The following is a 23,050-nucleotide window of genomic DNA, read 5'->3' as shown; positions in this document are numbered from 1 at the left end:
TTTATCTCCCTCCAGCCATAACTTGCACAAAAACGATGAGGAATAAACAAGAAAACATAAACGAAAAAGCAATTAGAAATGATACAGCACATAATGTAAATAGAGATTTACTAACATGATCTAGAAGTCTACAAATATCATCAAAGGCGATTGGCTCTAAAATAGCAGCTAACATTTTCAACGAATAGGCAGCAACAACAAGCTGCACTGTAGGAATGAACGACACGGTAATAACCGCTATAAACGCAGTAATACTACTAATAGAAGAAGAGAATTGTGTCATATGCTGGAACATTGAAAAACTATCTACTATAAAGGAACCGACAACTGGAATATTTTCCTCTATTAATTTTTTCACAGGCTCTGCAACAGCTGCGTTGACACTAAAAGCTGCAACACCACTCGCCGACATTAAAATGATGTAACAAATAACTGATGCAGAGACGATGCTCATAATGGTAAAACGAATCAATTCAGCAATTCTCGTAAACGAAATTTCTTTAACGATGACACTGCAAACATCAAAAACAATGGCAAGAAGAACTCCCGGAATAAGCCATTTACTACTAATAATCGTTAATACTTGTACAAAAAAAAGTAAAAAAGGCTGCCAAGAAGCAATCGCTGTAATGCTGCTTGATAAAAGAAAACTTGAAGTAAGGATGGGATAAAATGCTGTAAAAATATGAGCAAGTCCCTTTGCGATTTCGTCTATTAATGTAAATGAATTCACAACGACAGGTCCTATTGTTGCAAGGACTATAAGAAAAAAAAGTATCCTTGTCCCTTTTTCAAATTCTGGTAAAATCATATTGATTATCAAAATAATAATGACGTAGCCACATAAAATAAGCGTCATCTTCAGCAATAGAAAGAATGGATCCGTTAAAAACGAAAATATTTGCTCTAGCAATGTCTTCGCCCCTTAGTTTAGCCGTTGTAAAATGGCCGACACCTCCTGTAAAACAGCCAAAAACTCCTTAAACCAGTACAACAAAATAACTATTTTGACCCCATCATAGACGATGTGCCCGAGTACTTTATAGTTTTGTTCTACCAGCAACATCGACACCCATTGCCCGATATAAAAAAGGCTAGCACTTACCACAATGGCTTTTGCATAAGGCAAAAATGCTAATGTCTCAAGTAATTGCTTGATGAAAGGCAATAAGAGTGTCGAAAACAACATACCGAAAAGTAAAAACGAAAACATTACACTAATTAGCGCATGGAGTGGCTGTATGACTTCTTTTATAAGCAATAATAAAAGCAGCATGACAACAGCAACGATGACAATTTCCATTTACCTACCCTGATGAGGTCAGCCATTGAAAGAATGTAAGGATCTCATTAAAAAATAGACGTAAAAATCGCAGTAATTCCGCTGTCATATATAAATAGGCAATGAAAAATAGGAAAAATGAAAATTCTTTCTTTCCTGTTTGATCAAAGAAGACATGAAGAAGCGCAACTACTAGTCCCACTCCCGCGACTCTTAATACGTCTTGTAATTCCATTTCATACGCCCCCTCGTGTACAGCAATATATGTCGCTACCACAAAAAAAAGACCTCCATACTTACGTATAGAGATCTTAGTATTTTTATGAAATTAATGACGCCTCGTCATCCTTGCGTTCTAGATTGGCTTTGCGCAACCCAAAGACCCCTTCCCGCTTGCGTAACGCCGGGTTTCAGTGGATGTTAGACATCTTGATGAGTACTTAAATTCGCCACCACCCATAGAGGAAGAACGTTTTATAGCTGACGCTTCGCTTCCGTTAAGAAAACTCTTACTGAAAAAAGTTAAAGTAACTTTTCAATTATGCTTTTCACAGTACCCGGTTGTTTCACTAAATAGCTTTTTTCGCCCATCCACATCGATAAATAGTCAGCCTTACCCTGTTTTGCGCCTTCTTTACGAATCGTTGTAGTTAGATCATTTTGCAATGGATAAGGGGCTACAGTAGCATCCTTCATACGTTCAGTAAAACCATTTGCTAAGCCTCTTGCTGGTTTCCCAGAAAAAGCACGTGTAATCGTCGTTTGCTGTGCTTCCGATTGAAGCAAGGCATTTTTATAAAGAGGTGAAATTTCACACTCATCTGCTACAAGTAAGGCTGTACCAATTTGAACCGCTTGTGCACCCATTGCTAGTGCTTTGCTTACCTCTTCCTTTGTAACAATGCCTCCAGCAGCAATAATCGGTATGGAAATTTGTCCTACCACTTGTTGCAGTAAATCATGCAAATCAATTAATTGCATAGGTTCAGTGAAGGAACCACGATGACCACCAGCTTCGCCACCTTGAAGAACAACAGCTTGCATACCTGCTTGTTCTACACGCTTTGCTTCCTCTAGTGTAGTAGCTGTACCAATTACATAAACTTCGTTGTCCTTTAAACGATGAATAACATCTGCTGAAGGAATACCAAATGTAAAGGAACAAATGGCTACATTTTCTTCAAGAACAGCTTGTACTTGTTCTTCAAATACTTCCTTGGACATGACACTTTGTACAGGTGATAGTCCAAGTTCATCATAAAACGGTTGTAAAGCCATTCGAGCTTTTTGAAGAACATCTATATCAATACGTGGTTCTTCTTGTACAAATAAATTAATCGCAAATGGCTTTTTCGTTAGCTTTTTAACTTCCTGAATAAAGCTTTTTGTTTGCTCACCATCTAAATAGCCCGCTCCAATCGAGCCTAAAACACCTTGTTCTGCACAGGCAGCCACAAATTTTGGCGTAGTTACACCAGCCATTGGCGCCTGTATTATTGGATATGGAATTTCAAAAGTTGTTTGTAGCATAGCATTCACTCCTTACTATTATTGTAAACAAATCTTCCAATTATGACCACATATTAAATAATAGAAACAAATTTTTCTATTTATAAAAAAGAAGCTCTCTCTACCTTTATATGTATAATAAAAAAACCTACCCTTTAAAAAAAGAGTAGGTCGGATATTTTTATTCATTACCCACGAGAAACGTAAGAACCTTCTTCAGTATTGATTACTAACATGTCACCTTGGTTTACGAAGAATGGCACTTGTACAATAAGACCTGTTTCAAGAGTTGCAGGTTTTGTACCACCTGAAGCTGTATCACCTTTAATACCAGGCTCAGTTTCTGTTACTTCTAGTGTTACAGTGTTTGGTAATTCAACACCTAACATTTCACCTTGGTATGATTGGATATGCACTTCCATGTTTTCTTTTAGGAATTTTAATTCATATTCAATAGCAGCTGAAGAAAGTTCAGTTTGCTCATATGATTCTAAGTCCATGAAAACATGCTCATCACCTTGTGCATAAAGGTATTGCATTTTACGGTTATCAATTTGTGCTTTTTCAACTTTCTCACCAGCACGGAAAGTTTTTTCATTTACTGAACCGTTACGTAGGTTACGTAATTTAGAACGTACGAACGCAGCACCTTTACCTGGTTTAACGTGTTGGAAATCTAACACGCGGTATAATTGGCCATCTACAACAATTGTTAGACCTGTACGGAAATCGTTTACTGAAATCATTTGTGTTCCTCCATAGTTTATAAAATAATAAGTTCTTTTGACGAATGAGTTAGCAGTTCATTACCTGTCTCTGTGATTAAAATATCGTCCTCGATACGAACACCACCGATTCCTGGTAAATACACTCCTGGTTCAATCGTTACGGCCATACCTGGCTCTAGAATTGCTTCTGAACGCATCGATAAGCCAGGGCCTTCATGTACTTCAAGACCAATCCCATGTCCTAATGAATGACCAAATGCCTCGCCATAGCCCTTTTCTTTTAAGTAGTTACGTGCAATCGCATCTGCTTGGATCCCTGTTAAGCCAGGGCCAACCTTTTCAAGTGCTAAAAGCTGGGAAGCAAGTACTGCGTTGTACATATCCACTAATTTTTCAGATGGCTCGCCTACTGCAACAGTACGTGTAATATCCGAGATATAGCCATTGTACAGTGCTCCATAGTCTAATGTGACAAAGTCGCCTTTTTCAATCACTTTATTCGTTGCTACACCATGTGGTAAAGCTGAGCGAAGACCAGACGCAACAATTGTATCAAACGAAGACTGAATTGCTCCTTGTTTACGCATGAAAAATTCTAATTCATTCGAAACTTCAAGCTCTGTTTTACCTGGCTTGATGAAGTTTAAGATATGTGTAAATGCGTGATCAGCAATTTCACACGCAACCTTAATAATATTAATCTCTTGTTGCGTCTTAATCAAGCGAATTTTTTCAATTAGCCCAGAAATCGGTACTAAATCAGCTTGAATTATATTTTTATATAGCTCATATGTGCCATAGCTAACAGTATCTTTCTCAAAGCCCAATAATTTGATACCCATGTTTTTTACTTGCGTTGCAATTTCTTCAATGATCGTCGCCTCATGCTTAACAATACGGAAATCTTGTATTTGCGCGGCTGCTTGCTCTGTGTAACGAAAATCCGTGATAAACACAGCATCATTTTGAGACACGATTGCTACGCCCGCTGTCCCTGTAAAACCAGTCATATAACGACGGTTGTATCCGTTCGTAATTAAAATGCCATCGAGATTTTGTTCTTGAAGTGTCTTACGTAGCTTTTGCAATTTCAACATAATCAATTCTCCCTCTCAATAAATGTGCGTAGTGCCAGTTCATAGCCTTTCGTACCTAGTCCAGAGATTTGACCAAGGCATGCCGGAGCGAGATAAGAATGATGACGGAAAGCCTCACGTTTATGGATATTTGAAATATGTACTTCTATGACCGGCACAGAAATCCCTGCAATTGCATCATGTAAAGCTATGCTTGTATGGGTATATGCACCGGGATTAAAGATAATACCATCATATTTTTCGTCCTCCGCCTCATGCACCCAATCAACAAGTACCCCTTCATGATTAGATTGACGAAACTCGACAGTTGCACCTAAAGACGCCGCAAGATTCTGAACATTTTTTTTCACATCTTCCAATGTCTCATAACCATAAATATGGGGCTCTCTTTTTCCTAGTCGATTTAAGTTAGGTCCATTCAAACATAATAACTTCACGCATATTCGCCTCTTTCTATGTACTTGCCATTATTTTATCATACAAGGAGCATACAGCAACTAATTTCCTTTTTGTGCTGTATGCTCCTTCTGATGAAAATTTGCAGTTTCAAGCAAGAAACGTAATAGACAAATAACAATGACCATAAAAGGAATCGATAATTTTTTAAAGGAAGAAGATTGTAAAGGCAAATCAAGAACAATCCATTCTAATGTGATTGACACAATAAGGCCGAGCAAAAAAGATGAAAGCACAGCTGGGATAATATAAACATATCTCAACGTAATGTATAATAGAAACCCAATCATGAATAAGACTAAAATGAAAAAGCTCCATTGAAATAGTTTTGAACTGTCTTCGAATAAATCCCACTTCTTATAAAAACCTATTGGATTCCATTTAATAAGATGAAAGTAATGAAGCCCCTTTAAACACAATGCTAAAACAAGCGCACCGACTAGCGATGTTATACTAGCTACTCTCAAGTAAAATCCTCCTAACTTGTACTACGAGTTAATTTTCAAACGTTAATCATTTCCTAAACTGTACGATTAGTGTATCCATATAGAAATTTTACTATGCGTAACTCTAGAGGTTTTTCACTAAATTTAGTACAATGGTACAGTTGAAATATATAAAGAGAGTGGTGTTAGCCTTGAGCAATTCACCTGTATACGGGGGACAAGCACAATTAGAGGGTGTAATGTTCGGAGGAAAGGAACATACGATTACTGCCATTCGCCGTAACGATGATTCCATCGATTATTATCATTTTAAAAAAGTTCAAAACCCTATTTTACAAAAGCTTAAAAAAATTCCATTGGTACGAGGCGTAGTAGCGCTGATTGAATCAGCTGGTTTAGGCTCTCGTCATATGCAATTTTCAGGTGATCGTTACGACGTTACACCTGGCGAAGAGGAAGAGCATAAAGAGGAAGGCTCAAGACTGCAAATGATTTTAGGGGTTGCGGTTGTAGGTATCCTTTCCTTTTTATTTGGTAAATTTGCCTTTACTTTAATTCCAGTATTTATTGCGGATTTTTTCTCTAAATGGATTGAGGGCAAAACTGGCCAAATTTTACTTGAAAGTGGCATAAAGCTACTTTTACTACTTACCTATTTATATTTTATATCTTTAACACCACTTATTAAACGCGTATTCCAATATCATGGTGCAGAACATAAAGTGATTAACTGCCATGAAGCTGGTATGGAAATAACAGTGGAAAATGTGCAAGCACAATCACGCTTACACTATCGTTGCGGTAGTAGTTTTATGCTATTTACTGTGTTTGTCGGCATGTTTTTATATTTCTTCGTGCCAACTGATCCACTTTGGTTACGCATTTTGGACCGTATTCTATTAATTCCAGTTGTTCTTGGAATTTCATTTGAAGTACTTCAAGCTACAAATGCATGCCGTAATATTCCCGTGTTACGCTACCTTGGCTATCCAGGCTTATGGCTACAATTACTGACAACACGTGAGCCAAAAGACGACCAAGTAGAAGTAGCCATCGCATCATTCAATATGCTGCTTCAAGTTGAGCAACAACCCGAAATCGCAGCTACTTTGAATCATGATTAATAAATTTAAGGGCAAGACCAACTTTTTGTTGGACTTGCCCTTTTATGTTAGAGATTCGTTATTATAATGGCTGTACAGAAATTATTTGTTGCTTTGCTTTCTCGTACTCCGCCTCCAATGTTATGAGTATTTCATGAACGGACTCTCGTTTGTCAATATTGGTAATGCCATGTCCAGCTGACCAAATATCTCGCCATGCCTTGACATTAACAAGATGTGTTAAATCAACATCTTCTCTTGGCTTCAATGTCGCAGGATCAATCCCCTCTTTTAATAAGGATGGAATTAACACATTGACATGGACACCGCTAAAAGCATCGGTATATAAAATATCTGAAGCGTCACTTTCAATTACCATGCTTTTATACGCTTCAGGTGCATCTCCTTCATCACAAGCTAAAAATCGAGTACCCATATAGGCATAGTCTGCTCCCATTATTTGAGCAGCTAGGACGTCCGCACCGCTAGAGATAGAGCCAGATAAAATAATCGTTCCCGTAAAGAATTTCTTAACCGCAGATACAAAGCCAAATGGGTTCAATTGCCCGCCGTGCCCACCCGCACCTGCACACACAAGAATAAGTCCGTCTACACCTAGTGCAGCAGATTTTTCGGCATGCTTGACGTTCGCAACATCTGCATAGACCTCCCCACCATAGCTGTGCACAATGTCCATTACTCTCTTTGGATTACCGAGCGAAGTAATGACGATTGGTGGCTGAAATTGTTCAATTAACTGTAAATCTTCTTCAAACCGTGTATTTGCTACAGGATGGCAAATAAAATTGACTGCCCATTGCTCAGTAGGTAGCGCCTTTTTTATTTCTTCAAGCCATTCTGCACAAGTTGAAGCCGGTCTTGCATTTAATAACGGAAATGAACCGATTTAGTAGGATTTTCAGGAAATCTCTCGAAATGTTATAAGTATAAAGGGGGAGGGTGTATGTCTAGTTTACCAATTATAGTTGCTCCGATGTTTTTAGTTTCTAATCCTAAGATGGTTATTGAGGCTAGTAGAGCAGGGGCCAGCCGGGAAGACGACAACGATTAAAATGCTTTGTGGACTTTTGCCACCAACAGCTGGTGATGCCCTTTTAGATGGTGAAAGTATTGTTCATCAACAAGTCGCTGCTAAAAAGAAATTAAATATTTCTCCGCAGGAAACAGCGATTGCACCGAATTTAACAGTAGTAGAGAATCTGCTATTACAGAGGAGGAGTCCCTATGAAAGCAAGTGTATTTGCGACAAGAAATCATAAGGAAATAGTACGCGATCCGGTAACGCTCATCTTTGGCATGGGCTTACCAATGCTTCTTATAAATCTGTCCTTTTAATGGTAGGCGTACTTATTGTCATTTCCTTATTGTATATTGGTTTTGGTTTATTACTTGGCACAATTTTTACGGACAAACAGGTAGGAGGGATCTTTGCGATATTTGTCAATAATTAAAAAGCCGCCGAAAATCCGGCGGCTTATTTATCACTCAATTTTGTATCAATTTTTTCTCATGAATACTCAATTGTAAATCTGCTACATTTTTTATAAATTGTTGATCATGTGAAACAAAAAGAATAGTGCCTTCATATCCAGTAATAAAAGTTTCTAATGCTTCTATAGCATCAATATCTAAGAAATTAGTTGGTTCATCTAACAATAAAATATTATATTCACCTAAAAATAGCAGACATAGTTGGAGTCGAATAGCTTCTCCGCCACTTAAAGACTTTACACTTTTTTGTAAATCTGTACCAACAAACTGCATTAAATGTAAAACACTTCGTACAAATGGTTCATCGTATCCTGAGCGATTTTTTACGAATTGCATAACTGTTGCATCATTTGCGAAATGGTAACTCATTTGCTTGAAGTATCCTATTTTTGCTTTTGGAGAAATTATTAGGTTATCATCCTTCTTTGCTATATAGTCTAGCAATGTACTTTTCCCACTGCCATTGCTACCTGTAATCGCAATTTTTTTACCAAGTGGCAGTTGGAAACTAACATCTTCTAATAATATTTTATTTTCAACTTGAAGTGTCAATCGCTCAACCATAATCGGGAACTTGTTATACAATTCTGTAGCTTTAGATTGGCGGAAATCAATAGGTCTATTTTCTCTTACAGCTTCGACTTCCTGAAGTTTTTCCATTCGACTTTCAATAGCTTTAGCTGCACGTTGCATCGCTTTTGCACTCGTACCTTTGGACTTCGTCATAAACGACTTGTTCGGTAAGGCATTGGCTTCCCTTTTAGACATCCGCCCAGCTTGAGCAACCTTTTGAGCTTTTTTCATTTTTTCTTGTGCTGCTTTTTCGAGCCGGCTCTTTTCTTTCACGAACTGTTCATGGGCTTGCTGTTGTTGCTCACGTTCTAACTGCTTTTGAACCACATATTCACTATAATTCCCTAAATAAACTAGGACCTTGCCTTCATGAATTTCCCAAATTGTCGTGACTAGTTCGTCTAGTACAGCACGGTCATGACTAGTTAATATTAGCGCTCCATAATAATACCGAAGTTCCTCTAATAAAAAGGAAATCCCCTCTTGATCCAAATGCGTTGTCGGCTCATCAATTAGTAATGCATCGTAATAGTTGGTAAACAACTGAGCAAGCTTCATCCTTGTCTGCTCGCCGCCACTTAAATGAACCGAATCTTTTGGTATATCTAATTTTCCAAGTAATACTGGATCGGCTCCAAGTGATGTTGGTGCTTCAAGTTGTTCAAAACATCCGGACTCAACATGACGATACACTTTCCCTTTAGTTGGTTGAACCTTACCTGACAATAAATTTAATAGTGTACTTTTTCCTGCACCATTACTACCAACAATCCCAATACGGTCAAATTGGTGAATGGCTAACCGGTCGATCTTTAAGATTTCCTTATTTAAATAGGCTACTTCAACATTTTCTAATTCAAAACAGATTTTTTCCATATTCGCTACCTCCCGAAATTTTTATCATTTCGTATCGATAGCAAGGATCGATACGAGCTTCTAAACTAAGCTCGTATCAATAAAAAAGTAACATACCCATTCAAAATCCCTCCTACTTTTAAATAAAATAAAAAATCACAGATGTCCTGTCTGTGATTTAGAGTAAATGGAATTGCCCATCTTCATTAAAGTAGAGGCATGAGCCTTCTCTTAGTAAAAGAAAATTACACAAAGATAAAGAAAGGCAGAATAATCACTTTCTTCAAATTAGATAATTATATTTAATATGAAGATTACTAAAAAAGGACAGACTTATCCCGTTTACTCTGTGTTATACAAACAGAGTCTTTGACCGTATTGAATTACTGGTTCAAAGTTAGGGACCATAGTCTAGGTATCATTTTTAATAATCCTCCTTACATTTCTAAAGGTACGATATTTATCGTATAGAGACTTTGAGAAAAAGTCAACGGGAAATTAGACTTACCCACATTCATTTAAAGTTTGATTGTACCGCATTTAAAAAGCTATCGTTTTGAATAAAGATTGATCAAAACGATAGCTTTCTTTTATTTATAGTTCATACTAATCTTCCAATTTCCTTTTTCGATACATTTTTAACACTTAGAAATAGTAGGAAGATCATACTCTTATTCGATAACATTCATTTCTAATTTTTTCTGTACAGCTTTAATCATTCGAGCAGATCCATAGCAAGTTTCTCCATTTTCCATTAGAATTTCTTTCTTTTTTAAGTCCAGTTCTTGAATATTGTCGATATTTACTACGTAAGAATTATGGCAACGAATGAAGCCTTCATACTCTTTTTCTATGTCTTTCAGCTTCCCATAAAACTCCACTTGACGATTATCCAAATGTAAAACAACTTTATGTAATGGGGAGGATTCAAAAAACATGATATCATCATAGTTGACACTAATAATTTTATCTGCAACTCTTTGAACGAATTTTTTATTGGAGGTCTTGTTCATTACTTGCTTTCTTTCATTTGTCACCTTCAAACAGCTAACAATCTTGCTCTGTACAGAATCGACATCATCTTTAATAATAAAATCCATCGCAGCTACTTTATAAATGAAATTTAAATATGTAAGTTCTGAGTGGGTTGTGATAAAAACAATATCACCTATTGGATCAATTTTTCTGATTTCTGCGCCAAGTGTGATACCATTCATCTCATGATTCAAGTCGATATCAAGAAAATATAAACCAGGTCGATTACTCTCCTTTATATAGGCTAATATTTCTTCTGGATCTGCAGTAGTTAGTACCAGTTGCATATCAAGGTTTTCAATCATTATGTAATTTGAAACATACCTGGCTATCTTTTCTCTTTGTTCCTTTTGATCTTCACAAATAAAAACATCAATCATCTCAATCCCTCACTTTAAAATTACAATTTCCTGCTTAAAAAATTCATCCTCTATAACTGTATCCAACTGTGTGTTATTTTCTTGATCAACCATTTTCTTCAGGCTAGTCAGCCCCAATCCTCGATTTTCTCCTTTTGTTGAGAAACCTTTTTCGAAATATTGAAAGAGCTTATGTCCAGTATCTCTGAACGTATTCCAAACGATAAAGGACACGGATTGTTCAAACTCCACAAACCCCACTCGAACCGTACCTTTTTCTACTTCTTCTGCTGCTTCAATGGCATTGTCTAAAATAATTCCAATACAGCGGCACAACAGTACACTATCCATATTCAGATAATGAATTTCGTTAGGACATTCAAAAACCACATCTATCCCCTTTTCCTGTGCTGTAATCAGTTTGGAGGATACCAAACCTTTTACTTCTGGAATTTTAATTTGGGACAATCCCCTCATTTTAAAATCATTGTCACGAATCTTTTGACTGACGCGCATAATATTGTCATTAAAATAGCTTTCTAAAGCAGTCATATCACGATTGGTGATATATTCTGACATAGAAGACAGAATATTGATGTAATCATGGCGGAAAGTTCGCATTTCATTATAGTTTTTTTCCAGCTGTTCGGTATACATTTGTAGACTGTTTAGCTCAATTTCCTTTTCCCTCATCTCAAACTGCTTTCTAAAGGTATATACTAGGAACGACAAACTAACAGCAAAAATAATAAAATAGATTAATAAGTACATCGTATTCATCAATACAAGCTTATTTTGATTTCCTGTTAACCGTACATAAACAATCATTGTAAAATAAATCGCATATGTGAAAAGACCTAGGAAAGCCGCAATTCGCGTTAATTTCTTATCATCTGCATCCTTCTCAAAAATTCGGATAATTACTTTTTTCCAAAAGGCTATAAATATAAAACCAATAATCAGTGTAATAAAGTGATGAAGTAATGTCGCTGAAAAAATGATTCCGTTCGTTTCTATAAAGGTAGTACTAATCCCAAAGATTTTTACCATAATGAAAGATGTTATATGATCAATAAGAATCATAGCAATCATTATTGTTGATGCGTAGTACAATGCAGGTATCCACTTTAGATATGTACACTTAAACATAGCAAGAACAAACGCAAATATAAATAACGAACCAAAAATATCTAAATACGAATATAGCCATGCCATAATTAAACTAAACAATATGGCCGCAATAATATATTCCTTTCGAAAAAAACGTTTACCTATAATGAAACTTACCAAAATACAATAAAATAAAACCTGAATGAATGCTAATATAGCCACTCACTGACCCTCATTTCTATATAGTAACTCCACTGTATAGTATACTATAGATAAGTAAATAAAAGGAATCAGAGAAGGCCTGTTAGCGGAAGATAGGTAATAAAAAGAAAGACAAAACCAGACCAAAATTCAAGCTTATATTCCAGCTCTTATAAAGCTCTTTCAAAAAATTCATTTAAAACAACAGCTCATTATCAAAATGGCGTTGCAGACAATGTCTACTTATAACGATTCTCACCAAATCTCTGGAACTCATTAAAATCTTTTTTTGAGCTTAATAACAACTAATGAAATAATTAGAAGAAACGATGTGTACCCGATTGAAATCAGCATATCTTGATTGAATTCAAATGTCTGATTCCAAAATGAAATATACATGTTATTTAAATGATAGAACGGATTCACATAGGATACATATTTCACAAAATTCGGAAGACTCTCCACAGGTACAGAAAAGCCGCCAGTGAACATAACAATTTGAAACAAAACAATAGACATAATTAGTGCTGTTTTTACTTCCTTGAAGTTTGAATAAATCGCATGAGAATAAACTAACATTATCGCATTAATAAGTAACAAACTTAAATACGAAACTAAGAAATTAACAATAGAAAGTTGCAAATCATAAATAAGTATGCCAATCAATGTTATTAAGACAAATCCTGCAGTTGCAATAATAAATGACTTGGCTATACTGGACATCAGCAAAATTTTATCCGTTATAGGCGTAATGAAAAGTCTTTTTTCAATGCCTTCTGCGCGATTCATTACCTGATCAAAACCAAAGGCAAAAAATACTACTGAAAAACTAATTAAGACAATAAACGATGGTGTATACATTTGAACATAGTTCATTCCTCCACTATAGGTTGCATTACTGAACATTTGTCCCATTAAAATATATGTTACTGGCGGTACAACAACTGTGAAAACTAAATAAAATAACTCTCTAAAAAACATGATTAAGTCATATTTAATTTGTGTTAATAACATCTTTTCGCCCCCTTATTTAGAAATTTTATCTAGATAAAAGCTATTAATAGACTTATAACCTGATTTCAGTATATTTTCTGGCGTATCATATACTTCGGTTACACCGTCGTTAATGAATAGAACTCTATCACAGTAGAGTTCTATTTCATCCATGTAATGAGTCGATAAAATCACTGTACTGTCATTTTTTTTTATATATCCTGTGATACTTTCCCATAATACGTTCCGCATATGAGGATCCAGACCGGTAGTCGGTTCATCCAAAATAATCAAACGCGGTTTTGAAGAAAATGCAATGGCTAGGCTAACCTTTTGCTTCCAGCCTCCAGATAAATTATCAAAAAATGTATTTAGATGCTCCTGCAATTCAAACTCTTCGATAATTTCATTTAAATCTACTTTGCTACCATAATAGGCACGAAAAAGATCTAATAATTCTTTTACTTTTAATTTTTTATAAAACTGTGTAGGCTGAAGTACAGCAGATATATTACTTTTGATTTCTTCCAGATTAGCTTGATCAACTTCCTTCAAGTTATTACCAAAAACAGCTACCTTGCCGTCATTATAATCTTTGATCGTCATTAATATTTCCAAGAATGTCGATTTCCCAGCGCCATTTTTACCGATAACACCAATAATTTCTCCTTTTTTAGCAGTAAAGTCTATTCCTTTCAGAACAGCTTTTTTCCCATAGTTCTTTGTTAATTTTTCTACCTTTACATTGTAATCCTGCATGGTTCACCCTCCTTATTTACATACATACTATAACTCGAGAACTCTACTGTTTTTCATTCCATGCATACAAAATGCTCCTCTATACTTAGATGTCCGAAGTATTTGATTTAGGTGTTCTATTTTTATTCCTAACTGTCAACAAGATTCCCTGTGTCAGCACTTGTTATACAAGTTCAGCTGATGTACCAGGCAGACCGCTTCATGATTAGCAAATTACCTTCTCCTTTAGGTGTTCTATGAAACTCTAATATACCCCTCCTTTTCAACAAGCACGTTATGAAGGGATACTTCACGTTTCTGTCAGACCTCCCCAGCTAAGCACATACACTTTCACACCACCTATCCACCTTATTTATCCGATACGGTCTTCAAAAGAAAGCACTTTGTTTTATTGCGCAAACTCAATCGGATCTAGCTTTAGATGTAGTAATTTTCCTTGGGCAGGTGTATTTCTTCCTTCAGAGATTGGAACCTGCACCCTAGAGTTCATGCGCAAGCTACCCACACCACTAAAAAAAGCACCAGCAAGATGCTGATACTTTAGGTCTGTTAAATGCATAATCAAATGTTTTTTATTAAATTGATAGAAATTCATGCTGTCTATCTGTTTTAAAATCATTTAACGAGCGGACCTTCCTAACTATGAAACATCCGGAAGTTTAACTACGGCATATAATCAGTATCCACTTTAAAATTGTGCCTGATTATGAAAGTAGGGATTTGTCATATTGAGAGCTCGAATGGAAAATATAATTCGAAAACAAATTTTTTTACGGCTCAAACCCTGCCTGGCTCACATAAACGTGATTTTCCGGAAAGGTTTCAATGAATCGCTTATATACTTTATTAATTACATGTGGTCCATACCATTCTTCTAAACCAAGTTGGGCATATTTTTTCTCAATACCTAGTTTTCTTGTGCGTTTTCCACCACTGCCATCGCCCATGAAGTAGTCATCCATACAAATCCGATCGACAAATGGTTTCAATTTTATAGGAAAATATTCCCCACTCGGTAAGATAGGGGCTATAGCAACTTGGGTGGGTATTTCAGCAGCCGCTAGTTTTTCCAATGTCTTAAAGCGCGCCTGGATCGGAGGTGCCTTTGGCGTAAAATGTTTACGGATTGTTTCCGAATCTGTCTCAATAGTCATACTTACTCGAACTTTATCTTTAAAAAGTTGCAGCAAATCGATATCTCGACTTACAAGTGGGCTTCTAGTTTGTACTAATAGGAAGTCAGGAGGATCTTCTACCATCACTTCTAGTAAAGATCGCGTCACCTTTTCCTTATGCTCTATTGGTTGATACGGGTCTGTACTTGATGACATAAAAATGGTTACATTCCCTTTGGCTTTGGCGCGACGAAGCTCCTTTTTTAATAAATTCGCAGCTCCGTTTTTAACATCGACCCAATTTCCCCATTGCCCTTCTCGAAAAAGAGATACAGGCATTTCGCGTACATAACAATAGGAACACCCAAATGAACAGCCTGTATAAGGATTTAGTGAATGCGTATATCCCGAAAGGAAGCCAGTCCCTTTATTCAGAATGGTTTTCGGATTTTTATAAAATAATTCACTTTTCATGATGGAACCTCCATTCATTGTACGGCAATAATTACTCACAGCTAGATGAAACTTGCTTTTCTAGATCCAGTAGCAATGTCTTCATTTCTAATCCACCCCGATAGCCAGTTAATGAGCCATTCTTCCCTATTACACGATGGCACGGTACAGTAATTAATATCGGATTAGCCCCAATAGCCACTCCTATAGCACGAACAGCTGCTGGTTTATTTATATCATTTGCAATGTCGGAATAGGATTTCGTCTGTCCATAAGGAATTCCACAAAGTGCATTCCAGACTGCTAGCTGAAATTGTGTACCTACGTACTCAAATGGAACAGTAAAGGTTTTCCGCTTTCCTTCTAAATACTGAGTGATTTCAACGACATAGGGTTCAAGCTTTTCATCATCTTCAACAAGAGGACTTCCTGGAAAGCATTTCTTAGCCCATTCGAACAATTCCTCGAATGGTTTGTTCTGTGAGCCTACAAACACAAGCCCCTTAGAAGTTGAAGCAATATAAAAATTCCAATCCTTAAACTTTAGTAAAGACCAAAAAAGGGTTGGTTTATTCTTTGTTCCCATTGTACTTTTCCTCCATTTTACTCATTTGACGAAATTGCGCTGGCGTCTGTCCCGTTTTCTTTTTAAACAAAGTAATAAAATAAGGTGTGTTTGCCATACCTACACATAAAGCGATATCTCCAATCGCTTTATGTGTTTGAATCAAATACTTTTTAGCCGCATGTACTCTAACTTGTTGTATATACTCAATCGGCGTAATGCCTTTAATCTTTTTAAATGTTCGATGCATATGATATGGACTCCCGTGACATATATTTGCTAACCATTCTAGCGTTAATTTTTCTGTAAAATTTTTATCAATGTATTCAGTAATTAAATCAACCCACTCGTTATCTGGCAGATTTTCATTAGTTGGCTTGCAACGTTTACAAGGACGAAAATTTGCGCGGAGAGCTTGTTCTGCGTTTGGAAAAATGCATACATTTTCTTTTTTCGGAACGCGAGATTTACAGGATGGTTTACAAAATATCCCCGTCGACTTTACAGCGTAGAAAAATTGATTATTGAACGCTGCATCATTATTTATAATTGCTTGCCACTTTTCATTTGTTATCATTTCTACATCATTTAAAATTCTATGTCCGTTATTAATACTATCCGGCATTGACCTCACCTCTCCTTACAATATACTCCCTATAATTTCAGAATGTATAGTTCTGGGAATGAAACAGCAATATATTGAAGTTTATTTTTTATCCTGCATTAACGGGCTATAGGACTCCAACCTCAAAACTTTGAGAAACGGAGAGGTTTAGGTGGGAGATGAACAGCCCCTTAAAAGCCCAATTGATTTAACTAATGATCAGTGGGGGATGAAGCATACCCGATTGATCAACGTTTCACTTTATTTAGAATCGTGAAAAATAATTCCAAGACCGTATCGTTCTCCAGCAGTAACCGTGCTTACTCCATGACGAACCGTATTTTTATAATATCCTTTTTTACCTTGAACAGGTCTATAGTTAGTAGGAAAAATCAGCGCACTGCCTTGTTCTAAAGTAATGACATGTCCCCTACTCTGAGCACGAGGAATTTGTTCCACTAATAGAGATTCTCCACCGCAAAAGTCTTTTTCACGTTGATTTAATACAAATACTACTTGAAACGGGAAAAATATGTCGCCATATAAATCTCGATGCAAACAATTAAATCCGCCTTTTTCATACTTTAATAGTAAAGGTGTCGGTCTAGTTTGTTCATATTCTACACAGGTGTTCAAAAAATCTTGAAGATGATCTGGAAACTGTTCTGTTTTCTTTAAATAACCTAACCATCGATTAGCTGTTTTGGCCAACTCTACATAAAAAGACTCTCTTAAACTTTGGATGATTTCAGGTAATGGATAGGAAAAATATTTGTACTCCCCATTCCCAAAGCGATATCTCGTCATATTGATTGTCGTTCTGTATGGCTCTTCTTCACAATACAATTTTTTGAAGAATTCACATTCCTCTTTTGTTAAAATCACTGGTAACTTTGCGAATCCTTGCTCATCTAATTCATGTTGAATCGAATCCCAATTTAAGCTCTCGACACGTGTTTTTATATTTTGAATCATTTTTATCAACTCCTATTTTGCATTCTTGATAACTAACACTATAACCTCATAAATAAAAAAAAATAAGGTGTTTAGAATGTAATAGCAAGATAACAAAATTAGGTACAATTATTATGTGATAAAGTAAAATGGCAAAAGAAAATCGTAATAAGATAAGGAGAATGAAAAAGTGACATGGCATGAAGTCAATGATGTGATTGTAATGACATTACCTGAAAATTTCGATATGAATGCTAACCTAGGCTATCTAACAAGGGAAAAAAATGAATGCATGTATGAAATAGAGAACGATATCATTACAAAAGTTATAGCCATTGGGGAACTTCGGTCCTTAGTACAGGTAAGTGTACTCAATAATAAACAAATGGTTGTTCAATTCCTAAATAATACGCGTCCTATTGAAAAGTGGAAACGGGAAGAGATTGTAAAATACATTTATGAATGGTTTGATCTTGATAAAGATTTAACGCCATTTTATGAAATGGCAAATGCAGACCCATTACTTAAAATACCTGCCCAAAAATTTTATGGATTGCGAGTTATCGGCATTCCCGATTTATTTGAAGCTTTATGTTGGGGAGTGTTAGGGCAACAAATTAACTTAGCCTTCGCGTACTCCTTAAAGAAGCAATTTGTAGAAAGATTTGGCGATTCAATCGAATGGAATGGTAAAAAGTATTGGGTGTTCCCACCGTACGAACGAATTGCACAGTTAACACCTACCGACCTAGCAGATATTAAAATGACGGTAAAAAAAAGTGAATATATTATTGGAATTGCTAAATTAATGGCAAGTGGAGAATTATCGAGGGAAAAATTAATGAAAATGAACTTTAAAGATGCTGAAAAAAACTTAATTAACATAAGGGGAATCGGTCCTTGGACAGCCAATTATGTTTTAATGCGCTGCCTCAGGTTCCAGACAGCTTTTCCAATTGATGATGTAGGTCTTATTAATTCAATAAAAATAGTACGTAATATGGATCGAAAGCCTTCGAAAGATGAAATCTTAGAATTATCGCTTCCATGGGAAAACTGGGAATCATACGCTACCTTTTATTTATGGCGTGTCCTTTACTGATCTTTAATTTTAAACCAAGGCGGATAATCTGCCCCACCGCAAGTTCCTTGACCCTCTTTAATCCACCTCAACACAAAAACACCCCTTTAGATAATCATATCCAAAGGGGCAAAGCTTCGCGAGTTTATTTTAAACACGCATCTTTTTTATAAACGGTTTATAGGCCACATTTTAACTGTGCTGCACAGTTTGTACATGTATTACAGCCACCGATTTCTTCTACAGTTCCTTTACGGCATACAGGACAAGTATTCCCTACATCCGAACCAATAACTGTTGTCGATTCTAATGCTTGAATCGTATCTACTAATACAACTGGACGCTTCGTTGGTACTTCTACTAATTCTTCTTCAAATGATAGTTGATCCATATCATTTTCTTCAGCCTTTAGTGTCAGTACTTGTGAATCACGGCTACCATCTACATAGACCGTACCACCTTTAGCGCCACCTTTATATAAACGCTCGTATACTTTTTCAACTTGTTGTACTGTATAACCTTTTGGTGCGTTTACAGTTTTTGAAATAGATGAATCAATCCATTTTTGGATGATACATTGTACATCAGCATGTGCTTCTGGTTTTAACTCCATCGCTGTAACGAACCAATCAGGAAGATTATTCTCATCTACTTCCGGATGACGTTCTAAATATTCTTGTACGATTTCTGCTTTTACCTCAATGAATTTACCTAGGCGACCAGAACGGTAATATGTGAATGAGAAGTATGGCTCAAGACCCGTTGCCACGCCAACCATCGTACCAGTCGAACCAGTTGGAGCTACTGTTAGTAAATGTGAGTTGCGAATACCTGTTGCTAAAATTTGCTCTTTAATATGCGCAGGCATTTTTTGCATAAAGCCAGTTTCAGTGAATGCTTTACGTAAACGGGCTGTTTCTTCCTCAGTTGCTCCTACAAGGAATGGGAAGCTGCCGCGTTCTTTTGCAAGTTCTGTTGACGTCTCATACGCAGTTTCAGCAATCGTCTTAAAGATTTCATCGACTAGCTCATTACCAGCTTCTGAGCCATATTCTTTCTCACAATAAATTAGTAAGTCCGCTAAGCCCATTACGCCTAAGCCAACACGGCGCTCTCCAAGAGCTTGTACACGGTTTTCTTCTAAGAAGTATGGTGTAGCATCAATAACATTATCTTGCATACGAACACCAACACGAACTGTTTCACGTAGTGCTTCGTAATCAATTGTTTGATCTTCTTTATTTGCAAACTGCGCTAAGTTCACAGCTGCTAAGTTACACACAGAATATGGTGCAAGTGGTTGTTCCCCACATGGATTTGTCGCTACAACGCTTTGACCATAAGCTTTTGCGTTTGTCATTTCATTGGCGTTGTCGATGAAGAAAATACCTGGCTCTGCAGAGTACGTTGCACAAACGTTGATTAAATTCCATAATTCCTTCGCTTTAATCGTGCGGTAAGTGCGTACTTTATAGCCCATTTTCTCCCATTCACGCACATCTCCAACTTTATGCCATTCACTGTTGTAAATAGCCATCTCTTCTTTTGTATATTCTTCAACAGCTGGGAAACGAAGCTCAAAGTCAGCGTCATTTTCTACAGCTTGCATAAATTCTTTTGTTAATGTTACAGAAATATTTGCACCCGTTAAAAACTCTTGATTGTGAACAGTATAAGTACCACCATCACGAAGCTTGTTTTCCGCTTCACGAATAATAGCCGTATCAAAACCACCTAAACCTTCGATACCTTTATAGTTAACAATACCTTGGTACATAGCTTCCTCTTGAGTTGAAAGAGGTTTAAAGTTTAATTTTTCTTTTGCTAGACGAATAATTGTTTTATCCGTTGTATTTTCGATTAGGTATCGTAGAATACGTGGATTTTGCATTTTCGAAATAATAAATTCCACGATATCAGGATGCCAATCTGCCAGCATAATCATTTGTGCTCCCATTTTTTGTTACAGAAAAATATTGAATTTAATTTTTCTGGCATGGTCATTTCTGCCATACTCTTATGCTTTCACATAAGATCAGACTATATCATCAAAGAATACTGTTCTTTGTCTCGTGCCTCATAAGAGCGTCACCGCCTCATATGATTTACTTCTTTCATACTTTGACAAGCTTAGAAAGTTTCAATAGTCGTTGAACGTTCATCTACGTTTCCATAGATGCTTCGCTGCTGATTGCCCAATCTTTTCTTTTTTCAAGCATTCACGCCTAGCTTTGCAGCTTACGTTGTAGCAAAAAAAGCTCTAAGGGTGTTCCAGCAATTCACGAGATTACGTCGCCGAGTCTTAACGACGCGAGCCACCTTGTTCAACAAGATGAGTCAGTTTCGCAATATCATCTAACCATGATACAGAGCCAGATGATTTACCATTTACACCACGTGCTAAAGTGTTACGTGGACGCAATGTTGAACCATTTGTTCCTACACCACCACCGCGGCTCATAATTTCCATCACTTGCTTACGGTGATCACTTATTCCTTCACGTGAATCTGCTACAAATGGCATTACGTAACAGTTGAAGAAAGTTACATCCGTTTCAGATCCTGCTCCATAAATAACTCGTCCAGCTGGAATGAATTTTAATGAAACTAGCTGCTCATAAAACTTCTCAAACCATTCTTGGCGTTTCTCTTGTGTTTTTTCAACAGAAGCAAGCCCTGTTGCATTTCGTTTTGCGATTTGTTCATAAAATATTTCAAGAGGCTTTTCTAGCACGTCAATTGAACGCGTAATCACACCCGTTTCTTGCTCTTTCGGATCATCTATAGCACTACGGTAATCTTCCTCAATCAAAATTTCTGCTGTTTTTGTAGACATATCAAGCTTTTGGATTGTCCCTAAACCGCGTGCAGGGAATTTTGGATCTGCCTTTACTGTTAATACGACGAAATCACCGGCTTTTAACGTTTTCTTTTCCGTATCTTTAAACGAGTAGCGATCGATCATTACAAGTCTAGATACACCTTTATGCGTAATATGCATATCAGGTGTTACAGGATGAACCTGTGGAAATTGTTCAATATCTTTGTTTAACTGTTCAAATTTGTTTACTTCGGGTTGATGATTTGTGAGTACCATCGTTTTGCCTCCCTTATTTTCTGCTTTACAAATATAAATACACAATATCATGTGTCGTTAAACACTACATATTGTGTATATGTCTTAAAAAAAGATACTATATATAGTTTTTTATTTCAACTCTTGCAATTTCGAACGTAATGCTAACTACTTGTTACTACAAGGGTTGAACGCTAAAAAAATATTTTTCTTATACCATTTTTTATTTTTTGAAGTTCCAATCATCACATGCATATTTTTTTTCTTCTAGTGCATGTACATATTCTAATTGCTCCTCAGAAAGTGTAAATGGTTTTAAATCAATTTGCAACGATTTTGCAAAACCATCTCTAAAAGCTGTCACACATTGTTCAATAGTCACAGGTTCTTTAACAAGATTATTGATAGCAACCGCTTTTTCAGGCATCTTTCTACGCATACGTGCCTTCGCCTCTTCACTTGAAAAATTGAAGACAGATAATAATTTTTCTTGATCTAAATCAAGTAAAATAGCTCCGTGCTGTAAAATAACACCTTTTTGACGAGTTTGTGCACTACCTGCCACTTTTTTACCTTCTACTACAAGCTCATACCAGCTTGGCGCATCGAAGCAAACTGCACTTTTAGGTTTCTTTAAGTCCGCTCTTTGTTCTTCAGTATTAGGAACACTAAAATAAGCATCCATACCTAGATTATGAAAACCTTGCAATATCCCTTCACTTAACACTCTATATGCCTCTGTCACTGATTCAGGCATATCTGGGTAGCTTTCTGAAACAATGACACTATATGTCAATTCATGTTCATGTAAAACGGCTCTACCACCTGTTGGACGACGAACAAAGCCTAACCCTTGTTCTCGCACCGCTTCTAGATTAATATCTCTTTTCGCTTGTTGAAAATAGCCAATCGAAAGAGTTGCTGGCTCCCACTCATAAAAACGAATAACCGGTGGAATTAAACCTTCACTATGCCAATCAAGTAATGCTTCGTCTAATGCCATATTGAAAGATGGGCTACATTTCCCTGAATTTAGAAAATACCAAGTTGTCATATTTTCATCTCCTACAATTAATCATTTATGCCTCGGCATAAATGCGTCGGGAATCGGCTTTGTGCTTGCACAAAGCAATCCTTTTCGATTCCGTGACATCCGCCGGAGGCTTTACCTTCTTTCAGCCACT

At 36.5% G+C, this 23,050-nt stretch carries 23 protein-coding genes and 3 pseudogenes; 4 read left to right on the top strand and 22 right to left on the bottom strand.

Annotation, left to right across the window (positions count from 1 at the left end; genetic code table 11):
• Nucleotide 1: 1 nt before the first annotated feature.
• The 8 genes from ACVYAD_RS13715 to ACVYAD_RS13680 form a co-directional block, all read right to left on the bottom strand.
• Nucleotides 2-913, bottom strand: a complete 912-nt coding sequence (locus tag ACVYAD_RS13715) for a stage III sporulation protein AE (protein ID WP_349662089.1) — start codon at nt 911-913, stop codon at nt 2-4.
• A 12-nt stretch (nt 914-925) separates the two neighbouring features.
• On the bottom strand, nt 926-1,303 hold the full coding sequence (locus tag ACVYAD_RS13710; RefSeq protein ID WP_079561815.1) for a hypothetical protein: 378 nt from the start codon (nt 1,301-1,303) through the stop codon (nt 926-928).
• A 4-nt stretch (nt 1,304-1,307) separates the two neighbouring features.
• On the bottom strand, nt 1,308-1,517 hold the full coding sequence (locus ACVYAD_RS13705) for a hypothetical protein (protein ID WP_012295089.1): 210 nt from the start codon (nt 1,515-1,517) through the stop codon (nt 1,308-1,310).
• 287 nt (nt 1,518-1,804) lie between these two features.
• A complete protein-coding gene (locus ACVYAD_RS13700) occupies nt 1,805-2,812 on the bottom strand; it encodes an NAD(P)H-dependent flavin oxidoreductase (RefSeq protein ID WP_476426817.1) in 1,008 nt (335 codons plus the stop codon).
• A 167-nt stretch (nt 2,813-2,979) separates the two neighbouring features.
• Nucleotides 2,980-3,537, bottom strand: coding sequence for an elongation factor P (efp, locus tag ACVYAD_RS13695; RefSeq protein WP_197141081.1), 558 nt, complete (start codon nt 3,535-3,537; stop codon nt 2,980-2,982).
• Nucleotides 3,538-3,554: 17 nt separating this feature from the next.
• A complete protein-coding gene (locus ACVYAD_RS13690) occupies nt 3,555-4,616 on the bottom strand; it encodes a M24 family metallopeptidase (RefSeq protein ID WP_349662091.1) in 1,062 nt (353 codons plus the stop codon).
• A 2-nt stretch (nt 4,617-4,618) separates the two neighbouring features.
• Nucleotides 4,619-5,053, bottom strand: a complete 435-nt coding sequence (gene aroQ / locus ACVYAD_RS13685) for a type II 3-dehydroquinate dehydratase (protein WP_323655051.1) — start codon at nt 5,051-5,053, stop codon at nt 4,619-4,621.
• A gap of 60 nt (nt 5,054-5,113) precedes the next feature.
• Nucleotides 5,114-5,539, bottom strand: a complete 426-nt coding sequence (locus ACVYAD_RS13680; RefSeq protein ID WP_349662092.1) for a hypothetical protein — start codon at nt 5,537-5,539, stop codon at nt 5,114-5,116.
• Between the two features lie 131 nt (nt 5,540-5,670).
• On the opposite strand from ACVYAD_RS13680, the gene ACVYAD_RS13675 reads away from it, so the two are divergent.
• Nucleotides 5,671-6,642: a DUF1385 domain-containing protein gene (locus tag ACVYAD_RS13675; RefSeq protein WP_476426816.1), complete on the top strand. Its 972-nt coding sequence runs from the start codon at nt 5,671-5,673 to the stop codon at nt 6,640-6,642.
• Between the two features lie 61 nt (nt 6,643-6,703).
• Here the strand turns inward: ACVYAD_RS13675 and ACVYAD_RS13670 are convergent, their stop codons facing one another.
• On the bottom strand, nt 6,704-7,528 hold the full coding sequence (locus tag ACVYAD_RS13670; RefSeq protein WP_476426843.1) for an NAD(P)H-dependent flavin oxidoreductase: 825 nt from the start codon (nt 7,526-7,528) through the stop codon (nt 6,704-6,706).
• Between the two features lie 118 nt (nt 7,529-7,646).
• Here ACVYAD_RS13670 and ACVYAD_RS13665 point away from each other — a divergent pair, with 118 nt between their 5' ends.
• Together ACVYAD_RS13665 and ACVYAD_RS13660 are read left to right on the top strand one after the other, a co-directional pair.
• Nucleotides 7,647-7,901 (top strand): ATP-binding cassette domain-containing protein, encoded by a 255-nt coding sequence (locus tag ACVYAD_RS13665; RefSeq protein ID WP_476426815.1) that lies wholly within the window; start codon nt 7,647-7,649, stop codon nt 7,899-7,901.
• Between the two features lie 84 nt (nt 7,902-7,985).
• Nucleotides 7,986-8,087 (top strand): annotated as a pseudogene (locus tag ACVYAD_RS13660) (ABC transporter permease); the annotation flags it as partial.
• 40 nt (nt 8,088-8,127) lie between these two features.
• Here ACVYAD_RS13660 and ACVYAD_RS13655 read toward each other — a convergent pair.
• The 10 genes from ACVYAD_RS13655 to ACVYAD_RS13610 form a co-directional block, all read right to left on the bottom strand.
• Nucleotides 8,128-9,582, bottom strand: a complete 1,455-nt coding sequence (locus tag ACVYAD_RS13655) for an Msr family ABC-F type ribosomal protection protein (protein ID WP_476426814.1) — start codon at nt 9,580-9,582, stop codon at nt 8,128-8,130.
• 650 nt (nt 9,583-10,232) lie between these two features.
• Entirely contained in the window at nt 10,233-10,976 is a 744-nt protein-coding gene (locus ACVYAD_RS13650; RefSeq protein WP_349662099.1) for a LytR/AlgR family response regulator transcription factor, read from the bottom strand.
• 9 nt (nt 10,977-10,985) lie between these two features.
• Complete coding sequence (locus ACVYAD_RS13645; RefSeq protein ID WP_476426813.1) at nt 10,986-12,287, bottom strand: sensor histidine kinase; 1,302 nt, start codon at nt 12,285-12,287, stop codon at nt 10,986-10,988.
• 255 nt (nt 12,288-12,542) lie between these two features.
• Complete coding sequence (locus ACVYAD_RS13640; protein WP_476426812.1) at nt 12,543-13,280, bottom strand: ABC transporter permease; 738 nt, start codon at nt 13,278-13,280, stop codon at nt 12,543-12,545.
• Nucleotides 13,281-13,292: 12 nt separating this feature from the next.
• Complete coding sequence (locus tag ACVYAD_RS13635; RefSeq protein ID WP_349662102.1) at nt 13,293-14,018, bottom strand: ABC transporter ATP-binding protein; 726 nt, start codon at nt 14,016-14,018, stop codon at nt 13,293-13,295.
• Between the two features lie 388 nt (nt 14,019-14,406).
• Complete coding sequence (locus ACVYAD_RS13630) at nt 14,407-14,637, bottom strand: hypothetical protein (RefSeq protein WP_476426811.1); 231 nt, start codon at nt 14,635-14,637, stop codon at nt 14,407-14,409.
• Between the two features lie 151 nt (nt 14,638-14,788).
• Nucleotides 14,789-15,607 (bottom strand): SPL family radical SAM protein, encoded by an 819-nt coding sequence (locus tag ACVYAD_RS13625; RefSeq protein WP_476426810.1) that lies wholly within the window; start codon nt 15,605-15,607, stop codon nt 14,789-14,791.
• Nucleotides 15,608-15,638: 31 nt separating this feature from the next.
• The gene (adaB, locus tag ACVYAD_RS13620; protein ID WP_476426809.1) at nt 15,639-16,172 is read right to left on the bottom strand and encodes a methylated-DNA--[protein]-cysteine S-methyltransferase; all 534 of its coding nucleotides are present in this window, start codon (nt 16,170-16,172) and stop codon (nt 15,639-15,641) included.
• Complete coding sequence (locus ACVYAD_RS13615) at nt 16,156-16,776, bottom strand: bifunctional transcriptional activator/DNA repair enzyme AdaA (protein WP_476426808.1); 621 nt, start codon at nt 16,774-16,776, stop codon at nt 16,156-16,158. The genes adaB and ACVYAD_RS13615 overlap by 17 nt, the downstream gene beginning before the upstream one ends.
• 240 nt (nt 16,777-17,016) lie before the next feature.
• Nucleotides 17,017-17,730 (bottom strand): 2OG-Fe(II) oxygenase, encoded by a 714-nt coding sequence (locus tag ACVYAD_RS13610; RefSeq protein WP_476426807.1) that lies wholly within the window; start codon nt 17,728-17,730, stop codon nt 17,017-17,019.
• A gap of 169 nt (nt 17,731-17,899) precedes the next feature.
• Between ACVYAD_RS13610 and ACVYAD_RS13605 the strand changes: the two genes are divergently transcribed.
• A complete protein-coding gene (locus ACVYAD_RS13605; RefSeq protein ID WP_476426806.1) occupies nt 17,900-18,811 on the top strand; it encodes a DNA glycosylase in 912 nt (303 codons plus the stop codon).
• Nucleotides 18,812-18,968: 157 nt separating this feature from the next.
• Here the strand turns inward: ACVYAD_RS13605 and ACVYAD_RS13600 are convergent.
• From ACVYAD_RS13600 to ACVYAD_RS13590, 3 genes and pseudogenes are all read right to left on the bottom strand, one after another.
• Nucleotides 18,969-20,744: pseudogene (locus tag ACVYAD_RS13600) on the bottom strand (vitamin B12-dependent ribonucleotide reductase); the annotation flags it as partial.
• Between the two features lie 351 nt (nt 20,745-21,095).
• Nucleotides 21,096-21,887 (bottom strand): annotated as a pseudogene (locus tag ACVYAD_RS13595) (ribonucleotide reductase N-terminal alpha domain-containing protein); the annotation flags it as partial.
• 202 nt (nt 21,888-22,089) lie between these two features.
• Entirely contained in the window at nt 22,090-22,920 is an 831-nt protein-coding gene (locus ACVYAD_RS13590) for a lipoate--protein ligase family protein (protein WP_349662110.1), read from the bottom strand.
• Nucleotides 22,921-23,050 lie beyond the last annotated feature (130 nt).

Source organism: Lysinibacillus sp. G1-3, from assembly GCF_056322905.1.
Note: the sequence above shows the minus strand (reverse complement) of the source record. Positions and strands in the feature narration are given on the sequence as shown.

Bases quoted from the DNA above. Each gene is read 5' to 3' on its own strand.
- ACVYAD_RS13710 (WP_079561815.1), bottom strand. From the start codon at position 1,303: ATGGAAATTGTCATCGTTGCTGTTGTCATGCTGCTTTTATTATTGCTT.
- ACVYAD_RS13675 (WP_476426816.1), top strand. From the start codon at position 5,671: ATGGTACAGTTGAAATATATAAAGAGAGTGGTGTTAGCCTTGAGCAAT.
- ACVYAD_RS13650 (WP_349662099.1), bottom strand. From the start codon at position 10,976: ATGATTGATGTTTTTATTTGTGAAGATCAAAAGGAACAAAGAGAAAAG.
- ACVYAD_RS13610 (WP_476426807.1), bottom strand. From the start codon at position 17,730: ATGATTCAAAATATAAAAACACGTGTCGAGAGCTTAAATTGGGATTCG.
- adaB (WP_476426809.1), bottom strand. From the start codon at position 16,172: ATGGGAACAAAGAATAAACCAACCCTTTTTTGGTCTTTACTAAAGTTT.
- ACVYAD_RS13625 (WP_476426810.1), bottom strand. From the start codon at position 15,607: ATGAAAAGTGAATTATTTTATAAAAATCCGAAAACCATTCTGAATAAA.
- ACVYAD_RS13640 (WP_476426812.1), bottom strand. From the start codon at position 13,280: ATGTTATTAACACAAATTAAATATGACTTAATCATGTTTTTTAGAGAG.
- ACVYAD_RS13700 (WP_476426817.1), bottom strand. From the start codon at position 2,812: ATGCTACAAACAACTTTTGAAATTCCATATCCAATAATACAGGCGCCA.
- ACVYAD_RS13630 (WP_476426811.1), bottom strand. From the start codon at position 14,637: ATGATTTTAAAACAGATAGACAGCATGAATTTCTATCAATTTAATAAA.
- ACVYAD_RS13705 (WP_012295089.1), bottom strand. From the start codon at position 1,517: ATGGAATTACAAGACGTATTAAGAGTCGCGGGAGTGGGACTAGTAGTT.
- ACVYAD_RS13655 (WP_476426814.1), bottom strand. From the start codon at position 9,582: ATGGAAAAAATCTGTTTTGAATTAGAAAATGTTGAAGTAGCCTATTTA.
- efp (WP_197141081.1), bottom strand. From the start codon at position 3,537: ATGATTTCAGTAAACGATTTCCGTACAGGTCTAACAATTGTTGTAGAT.
- ACVYAD_RS13615 (WP_476426808.1), bottom strand. From the start codon at position 16,776: ATGCCGGATAGTATTAATAACGGACATAGAATTTTAAATGATGTAGAA.
- ACVYAD_RS13590 (WP_349662110.1), bottom strand. From the start codon at position 22,920: ATGACAACTTGGTATTTTCTAAATTCAGGGAAATGTAGCCCATCTTTC.
- ACVYAD_RS13635 (WP_349662102.1), bottom strand. From the start codon at position 14,018: ATGCAGGATTACAATGTAAAGGTAGAAAAATTAACAAAGAACTATGGG.
- ACVYAD_RS13690 (WP_349662091.1), bottom strand. From the start codon at position 4,616: ATGTTGAAATTGCAAAAGCTACGTAAGACACTTCAAGAACAAAATCTC.